Annotated in this window: 3 protein-coding genes; 2 read left to right on the top strand and 1 reads right to left on the bottom strand. The window is 38.5% G+C overall.

Going from position 1 to position 20,840, the window contains the following annotated elements; all coding sequences use genetic code 11:
* Positions 1 to 207 precede the first annotated feature (207 nt).
* A complete protein-coding gene (locus tag R1X58_RS11370) occupies positions 208 to 4,305 on the top strand; it encodes a hybrid sensor histidine kinase/response regulator transcription factor (RefSeq protein ID WP_240572861.1) in 4,098 nt (1,365 codons plus the stop codon).
* A 60-nt stretch (positions 4,306 to 4,365) separates the two neighbouring features.
* On the opposite strand, the gene R1X58_RS11365 is transcribed toward R1X58_RS11370, so the two are convergent.
* Positions 4,366 to 4,794 (bottom strand): FKBP-type peptidyl-prolyl cis-trans isomerase, encoded by a 429-nt coding sequence (locus R1X58_RS11365; protein WP_240572860.1) that lies wholly within the window; start codon positions 4,792 to 4,794, stop codon positions 4,366 to 4,368.
* A gap of 554 nt (positions 4,795 to 5,348) precedes the next feature.
* Here R1X58_RS11365 and R1X58_RS11360 point away from each other — a divergent pair.
* On the top strand, positions 5,349 to 20,825 hold the full coding sequence (locus R1X58_RS11360; protein ID WP_317292975.1) for a LamG-like jellyroll fold domain-containing protein: 15,477 nt from the start codon (positions 5,349 to 5,351) through the stop codon (positions 20,823 to 20,825).
* Positions 20,826 to 20,840 lie beyond the last annotated feature (15 nt).

Below are 20,840 nucleotides of genomic sequence, written 5' to 3'. Positions count from 1 at the left end.
TATTTATATATAAGTTGATTTTTTATGCATTAAAGAGTAAAAATCTGTTAATTCAATAAGCGTGACAAATCTATATACCATTTTGACGAATTTGTACCCATTTCGTGCAACATTAGTAATAATGGGCGCTTAGAGAAAATAAATTTTATTAATACCTTTACCATAGGTCGAATTCAGGAAAATTTTCAGAGTACTAAAAACAATTATATGCTTTCTATAAAAAAATATATACTTCTTGGTATTATTGTTTGGATATCAACTTTTTCATTTGGTCAAAACCACATTAATTTTAAACCATTAACGCCAACTGTAAATAATAAATCTGTTTCTGTTACTAGAACTATTCAAGATGATTTAGGAAATATTTGGATGCTGTGTTCAAATGGCATCCTTATATACGATGGCTACAATTACAAAACAATCACGAATAACACCATATTTAAAGGTTCATCAGACCGTGTGGTAAACGTTATTAAAGACCACAAAAATAATCTTTGGTTAACTTCAACCGAAGGAACCTTAGTTAAATTCGAGGCCGATAATGGCCAATTTAAAAAGGTCAATAATCTCATTAATAATAAAAAAGTTAAAGCCTTATACTCAAAAGGACAAAGCTTATGGTTTGCCACAAAAGAAGGAATCTTGTATCGACACAAAGATTCTAAAACTGACAGCATCACACAAATAACACATAATAATCTACCCGTTAACAATATAATAGGTATTGCAACCATAAACTCTTCTCACATTTACCTTAGTACAGACAATGGAAAAATTTTCAACTTCGATATTAACAAAAAAATATTAAGCGAGTTAATTGGAGAATTTACCGATTATCCAGGAATTATCGTATTGACTACAGATACAAATGATAGGCTTTGGATTGGCACCGAAACCTATGGCATCTTTGTTTACGATACCATAAAAAAGCAGTTTATTCAGAATGAATTGTTTGAAGGTGAAAAATACAACGTAAATAAAGAAATGTTCTTAACCCTTTATAACGATAGTGATGGTTATATCTGGGGCGGAACTGATGGTGGCGGTTTGTATAAAATCAACCCCTACACAGGTGATATCAATTTATTTTTTAAACAGGATGCTAACGAATTCTCTCTAGGCAGCAATACCATTTTAGATATTAACGAAGATAACCATAAAAACTTATGGATTTGTACCAACTACGGAAAACTCTCTGTGTTACCAAATGTTGACAACAATATTAATTATCATGAAGGATCGGCCAATCATACTCCTCAACGAATTTTAAGCATATACAAAAGCAGTAAAAATGATTTATGGATTGGTACTGATGGTTCCGGATTGACCAAGGTTACTTTTGATGCTTCAGGAAGAAGTAGAGAAAAACAATACTTTAACAACCTAGCGCTTAGTCGTGGATTTTATATTCAATCTATCACCGAGGACCAAAATCAAAACATCTGGTTTGGTACTTATCGTAACGGATTGTGGTTTCATGACACAAAACAAGACACATTCAAGAAAATAGACATCCTAAACAATAAAAATCAAGAAGCTACAGATGTAAGAACGGTTTATACAGACTTAAAAGGCCGCATTTGGGCAGGTTCTAACATTTCTGTCAACATTTATAGCTCAAACAAAGAACTACTAGCTTCATTTGAAAACAATACCAATGGTTTACAAGGAAGCATTACCGAAAGCATTATTGAAGACAACAGCGGAACCATATGGTTAGGGCTTTACGATGGTGGTTTGTTTAAATTCAATGAAAACCTTAAGAACCTGAAAGCTTCATCGTTCACCAACATTTCAAACATAAAAAAAACGAATTCAGGGGCCATCTCTTCTATAAAATCGATGACGATTGGAGCACCAGGAACACTTTGGCTTGTGAATCACCAAAGTAAGCTTGTTAAATTTAACATTAAAACCAATACATTTTCAACCATAGAAGATATTAATATCCCAAAAGATGTTAATCTGGCTGCCATTGTTAAAGAGGATAACGATAATTTATGGCTAAGTTCCAGTAATGGTATTTTTCATCTAAATACTATAACTTCAAATGTAAAATCGTATTATAGTTCTGATGGACTACAAGATAATATATTTCTATCTCGAAGCGCATTTAGAGACTCAAAAGGCATGCTTTATTTTGGTGGTAATAATGGACTAAATTATTTCTATCCGAATAAAATAAGTAAAAAAGAAAGTACTCCTCAACTCTACATCAACACGATAGAAATTCTGAATCAACCCATTGAACAACTACTACCTGAATTCGGAAATCTGGAAGCCTACAACACACAACCTTTGAAATTAAAATCTGATCAATCTTCATTTTCATTTAAATTCTCGGCAATTGACAATGTTCTGGATCCCAAATACCACTATGCTTACCGTTTAAAAAGTTTTAACGATAACTGGATTATCAGTGGTCAGGAACGTTTAGCAACCTATACCAATATTCCCTATGGCAATTATGTCTTTGAAGTCAAGGCTGGTACAAAAAAGGACAATTGGAATATTCCTCCAAAACAAATAGCCGTTAGTATTGCTCCTCCTCTCTGGCAAAGTTCGGCAGCATATATTATTTACTTCATTATTCTGTGTTTAGTTATTTACGCCTCAAGAAAATGGTATTTATTAAAGAACAAATTGCTGTTTGAAAAACTTAACCACAAGAAAGAGAATGAGCTTTACGACTTAAAAATGAACTTTTTCGCCAAGATGTCGCATGAAATTCAAACACCAATTACTCTAATTTTAGGGCCTTTAGACGACATGCTGAAACGCTCGCAAGAGAATGGCAACATGCTTCTTAATCAGCGATTAAAAATCATTGAAAATAATAGTAAACGTCTCTCTAAAATAGCCAGAGAACTGACCTTAATTCGTAACAAGGAATTAAATGAACTTAAGCTTTTAGCAACCAAAAACAACCTTTATAATCATATCGATGAAATTGCGGTTTCATTTAAAGAACTTGCCAGAAAGAAACGCATCGATTTCGCCATTAACTGTCCTAAAAATTTGCATTCGGCATGGTATGATAAAGAAAAAATAGAACATGTTATCTACAACTTACTATCAAATGCATTTAAATTCACCCCTAAAGAAGGTAACGTGCTACTAAATGTAATCCCCTTTGATTCAAAAAAACAAATTAAAGTATCAGTATCCGACACCGGATCGGGAATTCCTAAAGATGAACTTGAACTTACTTTCAATTTATTTTACCAATCCAACACCAGCAAGAAAAATAAAGGTTCTGGTATTGGTCTGGCCTTAACAAAGGAATTGATCGATTTACACAAAGGTCACATAGAAGTTGAATCTTCAGAAGTTGAAGGCACTATTTTTACCTTCACTATTCCTATTGTTAAAGACGCTTACAGAGAATCTGAACTTATTGTTACCGACGATTCAAATGATGTTATTTACGAAGAATCTGAAGAAGAAACTTCAACTCCAACTGAAAAGACAGAAAAAGACCTTTCTAAAAAGACCATCTTAATTGTTGAAGATAATTACGATCTTCAATCCTTTTTAAAAGAACTATTGGTTAACGATTACAATATTCTTCTGGCTGAAAACGGAGCTGAAGGTTACCACTACGCTAAAAGTAATTTTCCTGACTTAATTTTATCAGATATCATGATGCCCAAAATGGATGGTATCGAAATGTGTCTGCTGCTACAGGAAGACTCGCTTACAAAACACATTCCTGTAATTATGCTTACCGCAAAAAACTCGACAAATTCTAAAATATCAGGACTTAAATCCGGTGCTATCGAATACATCAACAAACCATTCAATACCAATGAATTACTCCTAAAGGTTAAAAATATCATTTCTTCCAAAGAACATATTATCTCAAAATACAGAAAAGAAATTATTAGTAGTCCTGAAATTGAAGTTGAAAAAACTCAGGATGAAATTTTCCTTGAAAATATGACATCCATAATTAATGCTAAACTGAATGACGACGGTTTCAAAATTGAAGATTTAGCAGAATCGTTAAACATGAGTTACTCTAGTTTATACCGAAAATGTCAGGCATTAACCGGAAAAAACCTTGTCGATTACATTAGGCTTATTCGACTAAAACGTGCTGCGGTGCTCATCACGAAATTTGGATATACAATTTCTGAGGCCGCCTTTGCAGTTGGCTTTAACGACCCCAAATACTTTTCAAAGTGTTTTAAAAAACAATATGACAGAAGTCCGAAAGAATTTGGAAAAGAAGCTTCTAAAATTGGTATAGATAATTACCTTAAAGCACATAACCTGGAACAATTTAGCAACAGTGTTAATTAAATGGCAAAAAAAAAGGCTTGAGATCATCTCAAGCCTTTTTTAAATATATAGTATTCAAATCTATTTAATTTCAATCAATTCCAGCTCAAAAGTTAAATCCTGACCTGCTAAGGGGTGGTTACCATCAACAATAATATGATCATCATTTACCTGCGCTACTCTAAATTGGTGCTCTCTTCCATCTTCACCTCTAGACACTAAGCCCATACCTACTTCTGGTTTAACCTCTTCCGGTAACTGAGCGTTATCTACTTTATGAAATAATTCTTCTTGAATATCGCCATAAGCCTCTTCTTTAGGAATTGTTACGGTCTTTTTCTCGTTTACTTTCATGTCAATGATAGCCTTTTCGAATCCAGGAATTAGAAGCCCTTGCCCTAAAGTTGCCTCTAAAGGCTCTCTTTCTGCAGAGGTATCAAAAATTTGACCATCGCTTAATTTTCCTGTGTAATGTACTCTTACGGTATCATTTTCTTTTACTTGACTCATAAATTTTGTTTTCTTGTTTAAAAATCATCACAAAACTACCATTTATAAATTGAACACCAATAAGATATCATCAAAACCTCTGGCTTTTAAGATAATCTTAACCCTATTATACGGCATCAAATATTAAACGTAACATCATTTTAAATTATTTAAAATATCAGAAAAATATATCACGTAATAAGTCATAAAATTTTACACAGAGTTACGTTTTATCGGTTTTTTTTGCATTTTATGGATGATTTTACATTTTTTTGTTATATATTCGTCGAGGTAAATTGCTTATACACACAATTATAACCAAAATCATTTGCGTGCTGCCTTTTACTAAAGCTAAATCAATACCAAAAAGAAGTGACATTATTAACTTACACACAAAAGAAGAAACAGGCATTTCAACGAGTATTTTTGATATGCCCTCGTGGTAGCACTAATTTTACGCATTCCCTAATTGGATTGGTTAATAGCATATTAAGACTAAGAACAACTTGTTTTTTGAAACACCATCAAAAGACAGGCTTTTTTTGTTAATGCAACGCCCTAAACGTTAACTGATTATGAAGCATAATTACTTTAAACACATTCTTACTCTCATAGGCTTGTTTTATATAAGTTTAAACTTGCACGCCATAACGTACTATGTCAATAGAGTAACAGAAAAAAATACTACTCAAACAACTTCGCTTTACTACGGAGCACTTTCTGATTACGCGCGTTTTGTGGAAACTGAGTTGGTCAGTACCGTAAATTATCGACAAAGTGTTTCTAATAGAACAGAAAACAACCTAGTTGCTCCAGTTATTACAATTGACAATGTAGAAAACCTTTCTTGTTTTGGAGAAAATGATGGTGCTATTGATATAACTATTTCCGGTACAACAGGAGCTGTAAATATCATATGGAATGGACCTAATAGTTTTTCCTCCAATAGCGAGGATATTTCAAATTTAGAACCTGGCCTCTATTCTGTGCAGGTTACCGACGATAATGGGACAACACCAGAAAATAATATTGAAATTACACAGCCTGCTGCGCTGACTGCTTCAACCTCTTCAACCACCAATGTGGATTGTTTTGGAAACTCAACCGGCGCTATAGATATTAGCGTCTCGGGAGGTACTGCTCCTTATACTTATATGTGGAGTAACAGTGCTGATACTGAAGATATTAGTGATATTGCTGCCGGAACATACAACGTAACCATTACTGATGCCAACAGCTGTACCTTCGATATCAACGACATTGAAATTACACAGCCTGCTGCGCTGACTGCTTCAACCTCTTCAACCACCAATGTGGATTGTTTTGGAAACTCAACCGGCGCTATAGATATTAGCGTCTCGGGAGGTACTGCTCCTTATACTTATATGTGGAGTAACAGTGCTGATACTGAAGATATTAGTGGTATTACTGCCGGAACATACAACGTAACCATTACTGATGCCAACAGCTGTACCTTCGATATCAACGACATTGAAATTACACAGCCTGCTGCGCTGACTGCTTCAACCTCTTCAACCACCAATGTGGATTGTTTTGGAAACTCAACCGGCGCTATAGATATTAGCGTCTCGGGAGGTACTGCTCCTTATACTTATATGTGGAGTAACAGTGCTGATACTGAAGATATTAGTGGTATTACTGCCGGAACATACAACGTAACCATTACTGATGCCAACAGCTGTACCTTCGATATCAACGACATTGAAATTACACAGCCTGCTGCGCTGACTGCTTCAACCTCTTCAACCACCAATGTGGATTGTTTTGGAAACTCAACCGGCGCTATAGATATTAGCGTCTCGGGAGGTACTGCTCCTTATACTTATATGTGGAGTAACAGTGCTGATACTGAAGATATTAGTGGTATTACTGCCGGAACATACAACGTAACCATTACTGATGCCAACAGCTGTACCTTCGATATCAACGACATTGAAATTACACAGCCTGCTGCGCTGACTGCTTCAACCTCTTCAACCACCAATGTGGATTGTTTTGGAAACTCAACCGGCGCTATAGATATTAGCGTCTCGGGAGGTACTGCTCCTTATACTTATATGTGGAGTAACAGTGCTGATACTGAAGATATTAGTGGTATTACTGCCGGAACATACAACGTAACCATTACTGATGCCAACAGCTGTACCTTCGATATCAACGACATTGAAATTACACAGCCTGCTGCGCTGACTGCTTCAACCTCTTCAACCACCAATGTGGATTGTTTTGGAAACTCAACCGGCGCTATAGATATTAGCGTCTCGGGAGGTACTGCTCCTTATACTTATATGTGGAGTAACAGTGCTGATACTGAAGATATTAGTGATATTGCTGCCGGAACATACAACGTAACCATTACTGATGCCAACAGCTGTACCTTCGATATCAACGACATTGAAATTACACAGCCTGCTGCGCTGACTGCTTCAACCTCTTCAACCACCAATGTGGATTGTTTTGGAAACTCAACCGGCGCTATAGATATTAGCGTCTCGGGAGGTACTGCTCCTTATACTTATATGTGGAGTAACAGTGCTGATACTGAAGATATTAGTGGTATTGCTGCCGGAACATACAACGTAACCATTACTGATGCCAACAGCTGTACCTTCGATATCAACGACATTGAAATTACACAGCCTGCTGCGCTGACTGCTTCAACCTCTTCAACCACCAATGTGGATTGTTTTGGAAACTCAACCGGCGCTATAGATATTAGCGTCTCGGGAGGTACTGCTCCTTATACTTATATGTGGAGTAACAGTGCTGATACTGAAGATATTAGTGGTATTGCTGCCGGAACATACAACGTAACCATTACTGATGCCAACAGCTGTACCTTCGATATCAACGACATTGAAATTACACAGCCTGCTGCGCTGACTGCTTCAACCTCTTCAACCACCAATGTGGATTGTTTTGGAAACTCAACCGGCGCTATAGATATTAGCGTCTCGGGAGGTACTGCTCCTTATACTTATATGTGGAGTAACAGTGCTGATACTGAAGATATTAGTGGTATTGCTGCCGGAACATACAACGTAACCATTACTGATGCCAACAGCTGTACCTTCGATATCAACGACATTGAAATTACACAGCCTGCTGCGCTGACTGCTTCAACCTCTTCAACCACCAATGTGGATTGTTTTGGAAACTCAACCGGCGCTATAGATATTAGCGTCTCGGGAGGTACTGCTCCTTATACTTATATGTGGAGTAACAGTGCTGATACTGAAGATATTAGTGGTATTACTGCCGGAACATACAACGTAACCATTACTGATGCCAACAGCTGTACCTTCGATATCAACGACATTGAAATTACACAGCCTGCTGCGCTGACTGCTTCAACCTCTTCAACCACCAATGTGGATTGTTTTGGAAACTCAACCGGCGCTATAGATATTAGCGTCTCGGGAGGTACTGCTCCTTATACTTATATGTGGAGTAACAGTGCTGATACTGAAGATATTAGTGATATTGCTGCCGGAACATACAACGTAACCATTACTGATGCCAACAGCTGTACCTTCGATATCAACGACATTGAAATTACACAGCCTGCTGCGCTGACTGCTTCAACCTCTTCAACCACCAATGTGGATTGTTTTGGAAACTCAACCGGCGCTATAGATATTAGCGTCTCGGGAGGTACTGCTCCTTATACTTATATGTGGAGTAACAGTGCTGATACTGAAGATATTAGTGGTATTACTGCCGGAACATACAACGTAACCATTACTGATGCCAACAGCTGTACCTTCGATATCAACGACATTGAAATTACACAGCCTGCTGCGCTGACTGCTTCAACCTCTTCAACCACCAATGTGGATTGTTTTGGAAACTCAACCGGCGCTATAGATATTAGCGTCTCGGGAGGTACTGCTCCTTATACTTATATGTGGAGTAACAGTGCTGATACTGAAGATATTAGTGGTATTGCTGCCGGAACATACAACGTAACCATTACTGATGCCAACAGCTGTACCTTCGATATCAACGACATTGAAATTACACAGCCTGCTGCGCTGACTGCTTCAACCTCTTCAACCACCAATGTGGATTGTTTTGGAAACTCAACCGGCGCTATAGATATTAGCGTCTCGGGAGGTACTGCTCCTTATACTTATATGTGGAGTAACAGTGCTGATACTGAAGATATTAGTGGTATTGCTGCCGGAACATACAACGTAACCATTACTGATGCCAACAGCTGTACCTTCGATATCAACGACATTGAAATTACACAGCCTGCTGCGCTGACTGCTTCAACCTCTTCAACCACCAATGTGGATTGTTTTGGAAACTCAACCGGCGCTATAGATATTAGCGTCTCGGGAGGTACTGCTCCTTATACTTATATGTGGAGTAACAGTGCTGATACTGAAGATATTAGTGATATTGCTGCCGGAACATACAACGTAACCATTACTGATGCCAACAGCTGTACCTTCGATATCAACGACATTGAAATTACACAGCCTGCTGCGCTGACTGCTTCAACCTCTTCAACCACCAATGTGGATTGTTTTGGAAACTCAACCGGCGCTATAGATATTAGCGTCTCGGGAGGTACTGCTCCTTATACTTATATGTGGAGTAACAGTGCTGATACTGAAGATATTAGTGGTATTACTGCCGGAACATACAACGTAACCATTACTGATGCCAACAGCTGTACCTTCGATATCAACGACATTGAAATTACACAGCCTGCTGCGCTGACTGCTTCAACCTCTTCAACCACCAATGTGGATTGTTTTGGAAACTCAACCGGCGCTATAGATATTAGCGTCTCGGGAGGTACTGCTCCTTATACTTATATGTGGAGTAACAGTGCTGATACTGAAGATATTAGTGATATTGCTGCCGGAACATACAACGTAACCATTACTGATGCCAACAGCTGTACCTTCGATATCAACGACATTGAAATTACACAGCCTGCTGCGCTGACTGCTTCAACCTCTTCAACCACCAATGTGGATTGTTTTGGAAACTCAACCGGCGCTATAGATATTAGCGTCTCGGGAGGTACTGCTCCTTATACTTATATGTGGAGTAACAGTGCTGATACTGAAGATATTAGTGATATTGCTGCCGGAACATACAACGTAACCATTACTGATGCCAACAGCTGTACCTTCGATATCAACGACATTGAAATTACACAGCCTGCTGCGCTGACTGCTTCAACCTCTTCAACCACCAATGTGGATTGTTTTGGAAACTCAACCGGCGCTATAGATATTAGCGTCTCGGGAGGTACTGCTCCTTATACTTATATGTGGAGTAACAGTGCTGATACTGAAGATATTAGTGGTATTGCTGCCGGAACATACAACGTAACCATTACTGATGCCAACAGCTGTACCTTCGATATCAACGACATTGAAATTACACAGCCTGCTGCGCTGACTGCTTCAACCTCTTCAACCACCAATGTGGATTGTTTTGGAAACTCAACCGGCGCTATAGATATTAGCGTCTCGGGAGGTACTGCTCCTTATACTTATATGTGGAGTAACAGTGCTGATACTGAAGATATTAGTGGTATTGCTGCCGGAACATACAACGTAACCATTACTGATGCCAACAGCTGTACCTTCGATATCAACGACATTGAAATTACACAGCCTGCTGCGCTGACTGCTTCAACCTCTTCAACCACCAATGTGGATTGTTTTGGAAACTCAACCGGCGCTATAGATATTAGCGTCTCGGGAGGTACTGCTCCTTATACTTATATGTGGAGTAACAGTGCTGATACTGAAGATATTAGTGGTATTGCTGCCGGAACATACAACGTAACCATTACTGATGCCAACAGCTGTACCTTCGATATCAACGACATTGAAATTACACAGCCTGCTGCGCTGACTGCTTCAACCTCTTCAACCACCAATGTGGATTGTTTTGGAAACTCAACCGGCGCTATAGATATTAGCGTCTCGGGAGGTACTGCTCCTTATACTTATATGTGGAGTAACAGTGCTGATACTGAAGATATTAGTGGTATTGCTGCCGGAACATACAACGTAACCATTACTGATGCCAACAGCTGTACCTTCGATATCAACGACATTGAAATTACACAGCCTGCTGCGCTGACTGCTTCAACCTCTTCAACCACCAATGTGGATTGTTTTGGAAACTCAACCGGCGCTATAGATATTAGCGTCTCGGGAGGTACTGCTCCTTATACTTATATGTGGAGTAACAGTGCTGATACTGAAGATATTAGTGATATTGCTGCCGGAACATACAACGTAACCATTACTGATGCCAACAGCTGTACCTTCGATATCAACGACATTGAAATTACACAGCCTGCTGCGCTGACTGCTTCAACCTCTTCAACCACCAATGTGGATTGTTTTGGAAACTCAACCGGCGCTATAGATATTAGCGTCTCGGGAGGTACTGCTCCTTATACTTATATGTGGAGTAACAGTGCTGATACTGAAGATATTAGTGGTATTGCTGCCGGAACATACAACGTAACCATTACTGATGCCAACAGCTGTACCTTCGATATCAACGACATTGAAATTACACAGCCTGCTGCGCTGACTGCTTCAACCTCTTCAACCACCAATGTGGATTGTTTTGGAAACTCAACCGGCGCTATAGATATTAGCGTCTCGGGAGGTACTGCTCCTTATACTTATATGTGGAGTAACAGTGCTGATACTGAAGATATTAGTGATATTGCTGCCGGAACATACAACGTAACCATTACTGATGCCAACAGCTGTACCTTCGATATCAACGACATTGAAATTACACAGCCTGCTGCGCTGACTGCTTCAACCTCTTCAACCACCAATGTGGATTGTTTTGGAAACTCAACCGGCGCTATAGATATTAGCGTCTCGGGAGGTACTGCTCCTTATACTTATATGTGGAGTAACAGTGCTGATACTGAAGATATTAGTGGTATTACTGCCGGAACATACAACGTAACCATTACTGATGCCAACAGCTGTACCTTCGATATCAACGACATTGAAATTACACAGCCTGCTGCGCTGACTGCTTCAACCTCTTCAACCACCAATGTGGATTGTTTTGGAAACTCAACCGGCGCTATAGATATTAGCGTCTCGGGAGGTACTGCTCCTTATACTTATATGTGGAGTAACAGTGCTGATACTGAAGATATTAGTGATATTGCTGCCGGAACATACAACGTAACCATTACTGATGCCAACAGCTGTACCTTCGATATCAACGACATTGAAATTACACAGCCTGCTGCGCTGACTGCTTCAACCTCTTCAACCACCAATGTGGATTGTTTTGGAAACTCAACCGGCGCTATAGATATTAGCGTCTCGGGAGGTACTGCTCCTTATACTTATATGTGGAGTAACAGTGCTGATACTGAAGATATTAGTGGTATTACTGCCGGTACATACAATGTAACCATTACGGATGCCAACAGCTGTACCTTCGATATCAACGACATTGAAATTACACAGCCTGCTGCGCTTACAGCTACCGCTGTTCAAAATACACCTGTATCCTGTAATGGAGGTTCTGACGGTACTGCAAGTGTTACTGCTTCTGGTGGTGTAACACCATATAGTTACGATTGGGGTGCATCAAACCCGAATGCTTTAAGTGCAGGAACTCATACTGTTACTGTAACCGATTTTAATGGCTGTACAACAACAACAACTGTTGAAATTACAGAACCAAGTGTAATAACTGCAAATGCAGTACAAACATCCCCTGTTAGCTGTAATGGTGATTCTGATGGTTCTGCTACGGTAAATACTTCTGGTGGTAATGGCGGATACACTTATTCTTGGGATAACGGAGAAACCGTAGCCACTGCTATGGCTTTAAACGCAGGGAATCATACCGTTACCATCACCGACAGTAAAGGTTGTCAAACAACCGCCAGTGTAACTATTACTCAACCAGAAATATTATCAGCAACCGCAACTCAAGTGAACCCCGTTAATTGTTTTGGACAATCTAACGGTTCAGCAAGCGTCACTGTTAATGGTGGTAATCCGGGATATTCTTATTCCTGGGATAATGGCAGTACAACATCTACTGCAACTGGATTAAATGCTGGACTTCATACTGTAAATATCACAGATAGTAAAGGATGTAGCACAAGTGCGACCGTAACCATATCACAACCAAGTCAAATAGCCATCTCTATTGATAATAAAGTAGATGTAATTTGTAATGGAGACAATACGGGTTCTATTAACATTTCAGCTACAGGAGGAACAGGTACTTTCAATTATTCTTGGACAGGACCTGCTGGTTTTACTAGCACATCAAAAGATATTTCTGGTTTAATAAACGGCATGTACATTGTAACAGTAACAGATAGTAATAATTGTTCTGCTACTAAAACAGTTATAATTGATCAATCTCCAGAATTGACCATGGATATCTTAACATTTACACAGCCTTCATGTAATGGTGGTAATGATGGTACACTTACCGCTGGCTTCGTTCAAGGAGGTAATCCGGGTTATGAATATTCTATTAACAATACTGACTGGTTTACCTCTTCTACATTTAGTAATATTTCAGCTGGCAGCCACACTATTTACGTTAAAGATTCTGAAGGCTGTACTGTGCAAGGAAGCATAATGGTTACTGAGCCCAGTATTTTAACGGCTACAGCTGCTCAAATTAGTGACGTAAAATGTTATGGAGAATCTAATGGTAGTGCTACTGTTACACCAGATGGGGGTAATGGAGGCTTTGTATATTTATGGGATAACAATGAAACCGGAGCTACCGCTACAAAATTAAAATCTGGTTTACATACAGTTACCGTTACGGATAGTAAAGGGTGCAGCACAACGGCAACTGTTGAAATTACCCAACCTAATCCTGTTAGTGTTACATTAGATTCTAAAACCAATGTTCTATGTCATGGTAATAATACTGGATCAATTAACATTAGTGCCACAGGAGGTACAGGTACAATTACTTACTCATGGACAGGTCCAAGTGGCTTTACAAGCACATCGCAAGATTTAACTAATCTGGTAGCCGGAACATATGTTGTTAGAGCAACAGACACAAGAGGATGTTACACCACTTTTCCTGTAACAATCACCCAGCCTTTGGCATTTAGTGCAACCATTGCTAAAACAGACATTTCATGTAAAGACGCGAATGATGGGTCTGCAACTATCACCACTCAAGGTGGTGTATCTCCGTTTACTTACGCATGGTCTAATGGAGGCAATAGCATAACAGTAAACAACCTGGCTGCTGGCAATTATTCTGTAACAATTACAGATGCTAATGGATGTACAACTACAGCCAGTACTACAATTAACAACCCTACCGAGTTCATCATTGGCGGAACGTTTACACAACCTAGTTGTCATGGCGATTCTGATGGAACAGCTACAGCAACAGCCGTAGGGGGTACTCCTCCTTATAATTATCTTTGGAATTCTGCAGCAGGTAATGCCACGACACAAACAGTATCAGGCTTATCAGCTGGCACCTATAGTGTTTTAATTACAGATGCACGTGGTTGTGGTGGCTCTGTAATCGTAACTGTAACCGAGCCAGGTGTTTTAATGGCAAATGCTAGAGGTTATGAAGGTTGTTTTAGACAAGGTGGTGGCTGGGCAGAAGCTACACCTACTGGAGGTACTGGTCCATACACTTACGAATGGAACACCGGTGCAACTTCGCAAACTATAAGTGGTCTGGTTGCTGGTGACTATTCTGTTACTGTAACAGACTCTCGTGGTTGTATATCTGCTACTGAAACTGTAACTATTGAAATGGCTTCTCCTTTTTCAGTAGAGGCAACTGGTATTAATACCACAGGTTCCGGGTTATCCAACGGTTCTGCTACAGCACATCCTACTGGCGGTGATGAACCGTTTACTTATTTGTGGAGTGATGGGCAAACCACCCAAACAGCAACCGGGCTGGCTGATGGCACCTATAGCGTTATTGTTACTGATGAAAGTGGCTGTCAAGCCACCACGGCAATAAACATTGGTGACCCAATGGTTGTTTCTTTAACTACTACAGCTGAGTGTTTAGATGACAGAGACATACAAACCATGATTATTACACCTAATATCTCTGGAGGTCAAGGACCATATACGCTAACCTGGGATTTTGGAGCTGATTCAGATTATGCTCCAGGTGAATATTCAGGTGTTCAAAATATTACTTATGCAACAGCTGGATCAAAACTTGTTACTTTAAATGTACAAGATCAAACTGGACAATCTGTAACCACAACAAAAATTCAATACATAGACATCTGTTACGACTACGGTATTGATTGTGAACGATGTGTATCTAATGATTATGTGTTTTCTAATTTCTATATAGGTGATGAAGATGGAAACAAAGTAGATCAATGTAACGGAGGGTCTGAATTTGCTGTTTACGTATACTTCGATATTCCTAGTGATGCCAAACCTAAATACAACCTTTATGTAATAGCAGGTTATGCCGTTACAGATCCATTTACAGGTTTAACTGTTACCGACTCCAGAGATGAATGTTTGTATGAAGGAGAAGAAGCTATTCCTGTTGAAGGTGGGCAAGGACGATTATTATTAGATGAAGATTTTATTTGTGGTAGTGAAATTGCTATTACAGGACTTTTATTTGCATGGAAACAAAGAGCTGGTTTAGAATGTGGACCATCAACACCGAAGTGTTATTGTGCTATTGATAACTTAAATGTTACTTCTCCTCTAACCGCTTTTGTCTCAAATACCAATGTAGCTTGTTTTGGTGATGCCACAGCAACTGCCACTGTAGAAGCCTTTGGAGGTGTTGAGCCTTACTCCTATTCCTGGAATACGACACCTGTTCAGACTACAGCCACAGCTACAGGATTAACAGCAGGAACATATTCGGTTACTGTTACAGATGCCAACGGAACAACACTAGATCCAATATCTGTAACCATTACCGAACCTGCAAGTGTACCAACTGTAACAGCTAGTGTTGTAGATTTAAACGGTGTAAATGTTTCTTGTTATGGAGAGACTGATGGTGAGGCGAATGCTTCCGCTTCTGGCGGAACAAGTCCGTACACCTTTGAATGGTCTGATGGACAAATAGGAACTTCAGCTGTCGATTTAGGTATCGGTACTTATACTGTAACGGTTACTGATGCTAATGGCTGTACAGATACAGCTACAGTAACCCTTGTAGGTCCAGACCCTATTGTTACATCTATAACTTCAATTAATCCATTGTGTTACGGCTCTAATAATGGAGAAGCTACCGTTTCTGTAGAATCAGGAGGAACAGCACCATTTACTTATTCTTGGTCTAACGGAGACACTAGTGCTACTGCAACTGGATTATCTGCAAACATTTCATACTCGGTAATTGTTACCGATGCCAATGGATGTACAACAACCGAAACAGTTACACTTTCTCAACCCCCATTACTAACTTTGTCTAATAGTAGAACACTAACATCCTGCTATGGAAGCAATGATGGAACAGCCACTGCTATTCCTTCAGGAGGAACCCAACCTTATTCTTATTTATGGGATAGTAATGCTGGAAATCAAACCACCTCAACAGCAACCGGGCTAAGTGCTGGAGGGCCTTATTTTGTTACCGTAACCGACGCTAATGGTTGTCAGGAAATAACATCTGTGACTATTATAGAACCAAACGAATTAACAGCGACAGCTTCTTCTACAGATTTATTGTGCTTTGGAGACAATAATGGAACGGTAACTGTAATAGCTAATGAAGGAACTGCTCCGTACACTTATTTATGGGATGCTAACACAGGAAATCAAACTGGGGCGACAGCCACTAATTTACCAGTTGGAACATACAGTGTTGTTGTTACAGATGCTAATGGCTGTACAACAACTGCTTCTGCTACCATTAATGAACCTAATGTTCTAGAAGCGTCTATAACACCAAACACTATAGATTGTAATGGAGGGACAACTGAAGCTACCGCTTCAGTTTCAGGGGGTACAGCTCCTTACTCTTATTTATGGAGTTCCAATGCGAATTCTCAAACGACAGCTACAGCTACAGATCTAACTTCAGGAACTTATACAGTTACCATAACTGACGCTAATGGATGTATGGATTCTGAACAAGTTACCATTACAGAACCTGCAAGTTTAACCATAAATAGTAATATTACTGCACCACTCTGCTTTGGTAGCTCAACAGGAACAGCAACAGTAAATGTTTCTAATGGCACACCTCCTTATTCTTACCTTTGGGATACTAATGCGGGGAACCAAACTACACCAACAGCAACAGGATTATCTGCTGGAAGCTATTCGGTTTTAGTTACTGACAATAACGGTTGTCAGATTTCAACAACAGTAAATTTAGTAGATCCTTCTGATTTAACTGCGACTTATAGTGTTACCAATCCATCATGTTATGGTGGTTCAAATGGTAGAGCAACAGTTATACCTAACGGAGGTAAACCTGGATATACATATTTATGGGATAGTAATGCAGGTAACCAGACTACAGCTACAGCAATAGGCCTTTCTGCAGGATCCTATGATGTGACTATTACAGATGCCAATAATTGTACAGAAACTATATCCGTAGTTCTTTCAAACCCAGATGAGCTTACTTCTACTGTTGTTGGTACAAACCCAGTTTGTTATGGTGATAATTCTGGATCTGCTACCGTGACAGCTAATGGTGGCACACCGGGCTACACTTATTTATGGGATGCCAATGCAAGTAACCAAACAACGCCTACCGCTACGGGGTTATATGCTGGTAGTTATTCTATTACAGTAACAGACAGTAAAGGGTGTACCTCTACATCTACAGTAACCATCGCAAACCCTCAAATACTTACTGCAAGTATGTCGAGCACAAATCCAACATGTTTTGGCGGAAATGATGGTACTGCAACCGTAACTCCTTCTGGAGGTACTCCTAATTACACGTATTTATGGTCTAACGGACAAACCAACCAAACAGCAACAGGTCTATCTGCTGGTACAAATTACACCGTTACCATTACAGATGCTAATGGATGTACTACATCTGCAAATATAACTTTAACTAACCCTCAAGACTTATCTACTGCTAATGCAGGAAATGATCAAACACCTAGTTGTGGAATTGAAAGTATTATACTTTCAGCCAACGCCCCGACTGTTGGTAACGGATCTTGGTCAATTGTTTCTCCTGTTGGAGGTAATGGGGCTAGTTTTGATAATATTTCTGATCCTAAAACGACATTTAGGATTGTTAACTCCGGTACGTATGTCTTAAGATGGACTATTTCCAATGGTGGCATTTGTCAGGAAAAAACGGATGACGTACAAATCGTTTTTGATAGTTGTAGCACACTCGATTTTGATGGAGTTGATGATAATGTTACTTTCAACAACAATTTTAATCTTAGTTCTGCTTTTACCTTAGAAACCTGGATTAAACCATCCAGTTCTAACAATAACATACAAACAATACTATCCAAAAGAGCTGCTAATAACCTTACAACTGGATACGATATACGATTAGTTAATAACATTATATCATTTAACTGGAATAGTGGTAATACTCTGGCTTCTCCTTATGCTATTGATACAACCAGATGGTATCATGTTGCCGTAAGCTACAACGGAACGACTTATATTTTATATATAGATGGTATTGAAGTAGCCAGAACAAATGGCACTGCTCCTGTTAGCAACAATCGTGAATTTATTTTAGGTGCCATGGATCAAACATCGACACCTCCTTTTAGACCTGTTAATTATTTTCATGGTTGGATGGATGAACTAAAAATCTGGAACAAAACTTTAACTCCTGATCAATTACACCAAGTTATGAATCAGGAAATCAAAAATAATGGAGGAAACGTTGGCGGTGTTATTATTCCTTTAAATGTCGCTAATTTATCCTGGACTGATTTAGATGGCTATTACCAAATGAATCAAGGTTCTGATATTGTTGGAGGATACATTATTCCAAATGCCGGAACTGTTCAGGGAAAAATGAGAAACATAACAACCTGGCAGGATGAAACAGCTCCACTACCTTATACCACTGATGAAGACGGTTATTGGAATGATGTAAATACTGCCAATAATGATGCTGCTTCGCCTTGGACATATGGAGATAGTGTATGGGATCACCCAAATGCTATTGGAGTTGATGGGACTACAAGGATAGATTGGAACATTGTTAAAACATCTCATAAAATCACTTCTCAAACTCAAGACTTAACATTATTAGGGTTATTGGTTGAAACCAACGAATTAACAATTACAAGTACAATAGGAAATCAGGATGAAACAAACAGAGGTCACGGATTATGGATCACCCATTACCTAGATTTAGATGGTTCTATAGATTTAATAGGAGAATCTCAACTGGTACAAAAACGTTATGATGATTCTCAAATAAGTGAGAGTATTTTAGAACCAAATAGTGAAGGGTTTATAGAGAGAGACCAACAAGGACAAACTAATATTTTTAATTATAACTATTGGTCATCTCCTGTTGGAAGAATTAGATCTGGCGTAAACAACACGTGGTCAAGAGCTTCCGAAAACATGTTTGACGGCACAGATACAAACAATCCAAAACCAATTACTTTTATAGGTGGTTATGATGGTGCTGCAACAGACCCTATTAGTATTGCTGAATATTGGTTATGGTCATACCAAGATGCCGTCTCAAATACTTATGCAAGTTGGGTGAAATTATATAAGAACACGGGGTTAGCAGCTGGTTTAGGTTATACTATGAAAGGTAGTGGAGCTTCCACAAACCAACAAAACTATACATTTATAGGAAAACCTAGAAATGGGGATATTATACAAAATATAAATTCAGGAAACAGTACTTTAGTAGGGAACCCTTACCCTTGTGCTCTTTATGCCCCTGAATTTATAAAAGATAATATTCCAGCTACAGATCCTAATGGAAATCCTTCTGTTGCTAACTCTGGAACAACAGGTAGTATTGACGGCACCCTGTTATTTTGGATACATTATAAAACAAACGATACCCATGTTTTAAAATCTTATCAAGGAGGATATGCTACTTATACCTTAATCGGAGGATTAAAACCTCCTACTGGAGAAACCTATCTTACGTCTGATGGCTTTTATATTAGTGGCAACGGAAGCTCAGATAGAGTTCCTTTGGATCATATACCAGTAGCCCAAGGTTTCTATGTTAGTGCTGCAACCATTTATAAAACTAGTAATGATATTATCTTTAAAAATAGTCAAAGAGCATTTGAAAGAGAGCCTAATTTAAGTGGAATTACAACACAAGTATTTAAATCATCTAAGACTAAACAAAATACTAATAAAAGTAACGATACTAACATACAACGATTACGATTATCATTTACAACCAACAAGGGACAAAGACCATTATTATTAGCTTTCACTGCTGACAATAGTGCTAATGATGAGTATAACTATGGCTACGATGCTAAAGCTGCTCCACTAGAAAATGATATGTTGTTTACGGTAGATAATTATAAATTGTCTATTCAAGCAGTTGGTGAATTTGATGAAAATAAACAATATCCTTTTGCTATTTTCACAAATAATGGAGGTGCTTTCCAGATTGCTGTGAGTGAATTTGAAAATTTACCTAATAATATAAAAGTATATGTCTATGATAGTTTATTAGGAACCTATACAAAAATAGATGATAACAATTCGACTTTTAACATTAGCCTAGACCCGGGTAATTATACAGATAGATTTTATATCACTTTTATAAATAAAGACCAGAGATCACTTTCTGTAATTGGCGAAGAACTCAATAAAATTCAAGTTAATTACCTGCAGAATAATAGAGAAATTTATATCAACTCACCTAATAATGTTGACATTAAACAAATACAACTAATCAATATTTTGGGTCAAACTGTTAATGTTTGGAATAAGTTAAACGCTCCTATAAATTCAAATGAAATTAGATTAGCTGTTAACAACAATATCTCTCAAGGAAATTATATTGTAAATATAGTTACATCTAACAGTAACATATCTAAAAAAATTATAATTAAATAGACATTTTATAATTCT

Source organism: Aestuariibaculum lutulentum (assembly GCF_032926325.1).
GTDB classification, from domain to species: domain Bacteria; phylum Bacteroidota; class Bacteroidia; order Flavobacteriales; family Flavobacteriaceae; genus Aestuariibaculum; species Aestuariibaculum lutulentum.
Note: the sequence above shows the minus strand (reverse complement) of the source record. Positions and strands in the feature narration are given on the sequence as shown.

Coding starts and splice junctions, on each gene's coding strand:
- R1X58_RS11370 (WP_240572861.1), top strand. CDS start 208: ATGCTTTCTATAAAAAAATATATACTTCTTGGTATTATTGTTTGGATA.
- R1X58_RS11365 (WP_240572860.1), bottom strand. CDS start 4,794: ATGAGTCAAGTAAAAGAAAATGATACCGTAAGAGTACATTACACAGGA.
- R1X58_RS11360 (WP_317292975.1), top strand. CDS start 5,349: ATGAAGCATAATTACTTTAAACACATTCTTACTCTCATAGGCTTGTTT.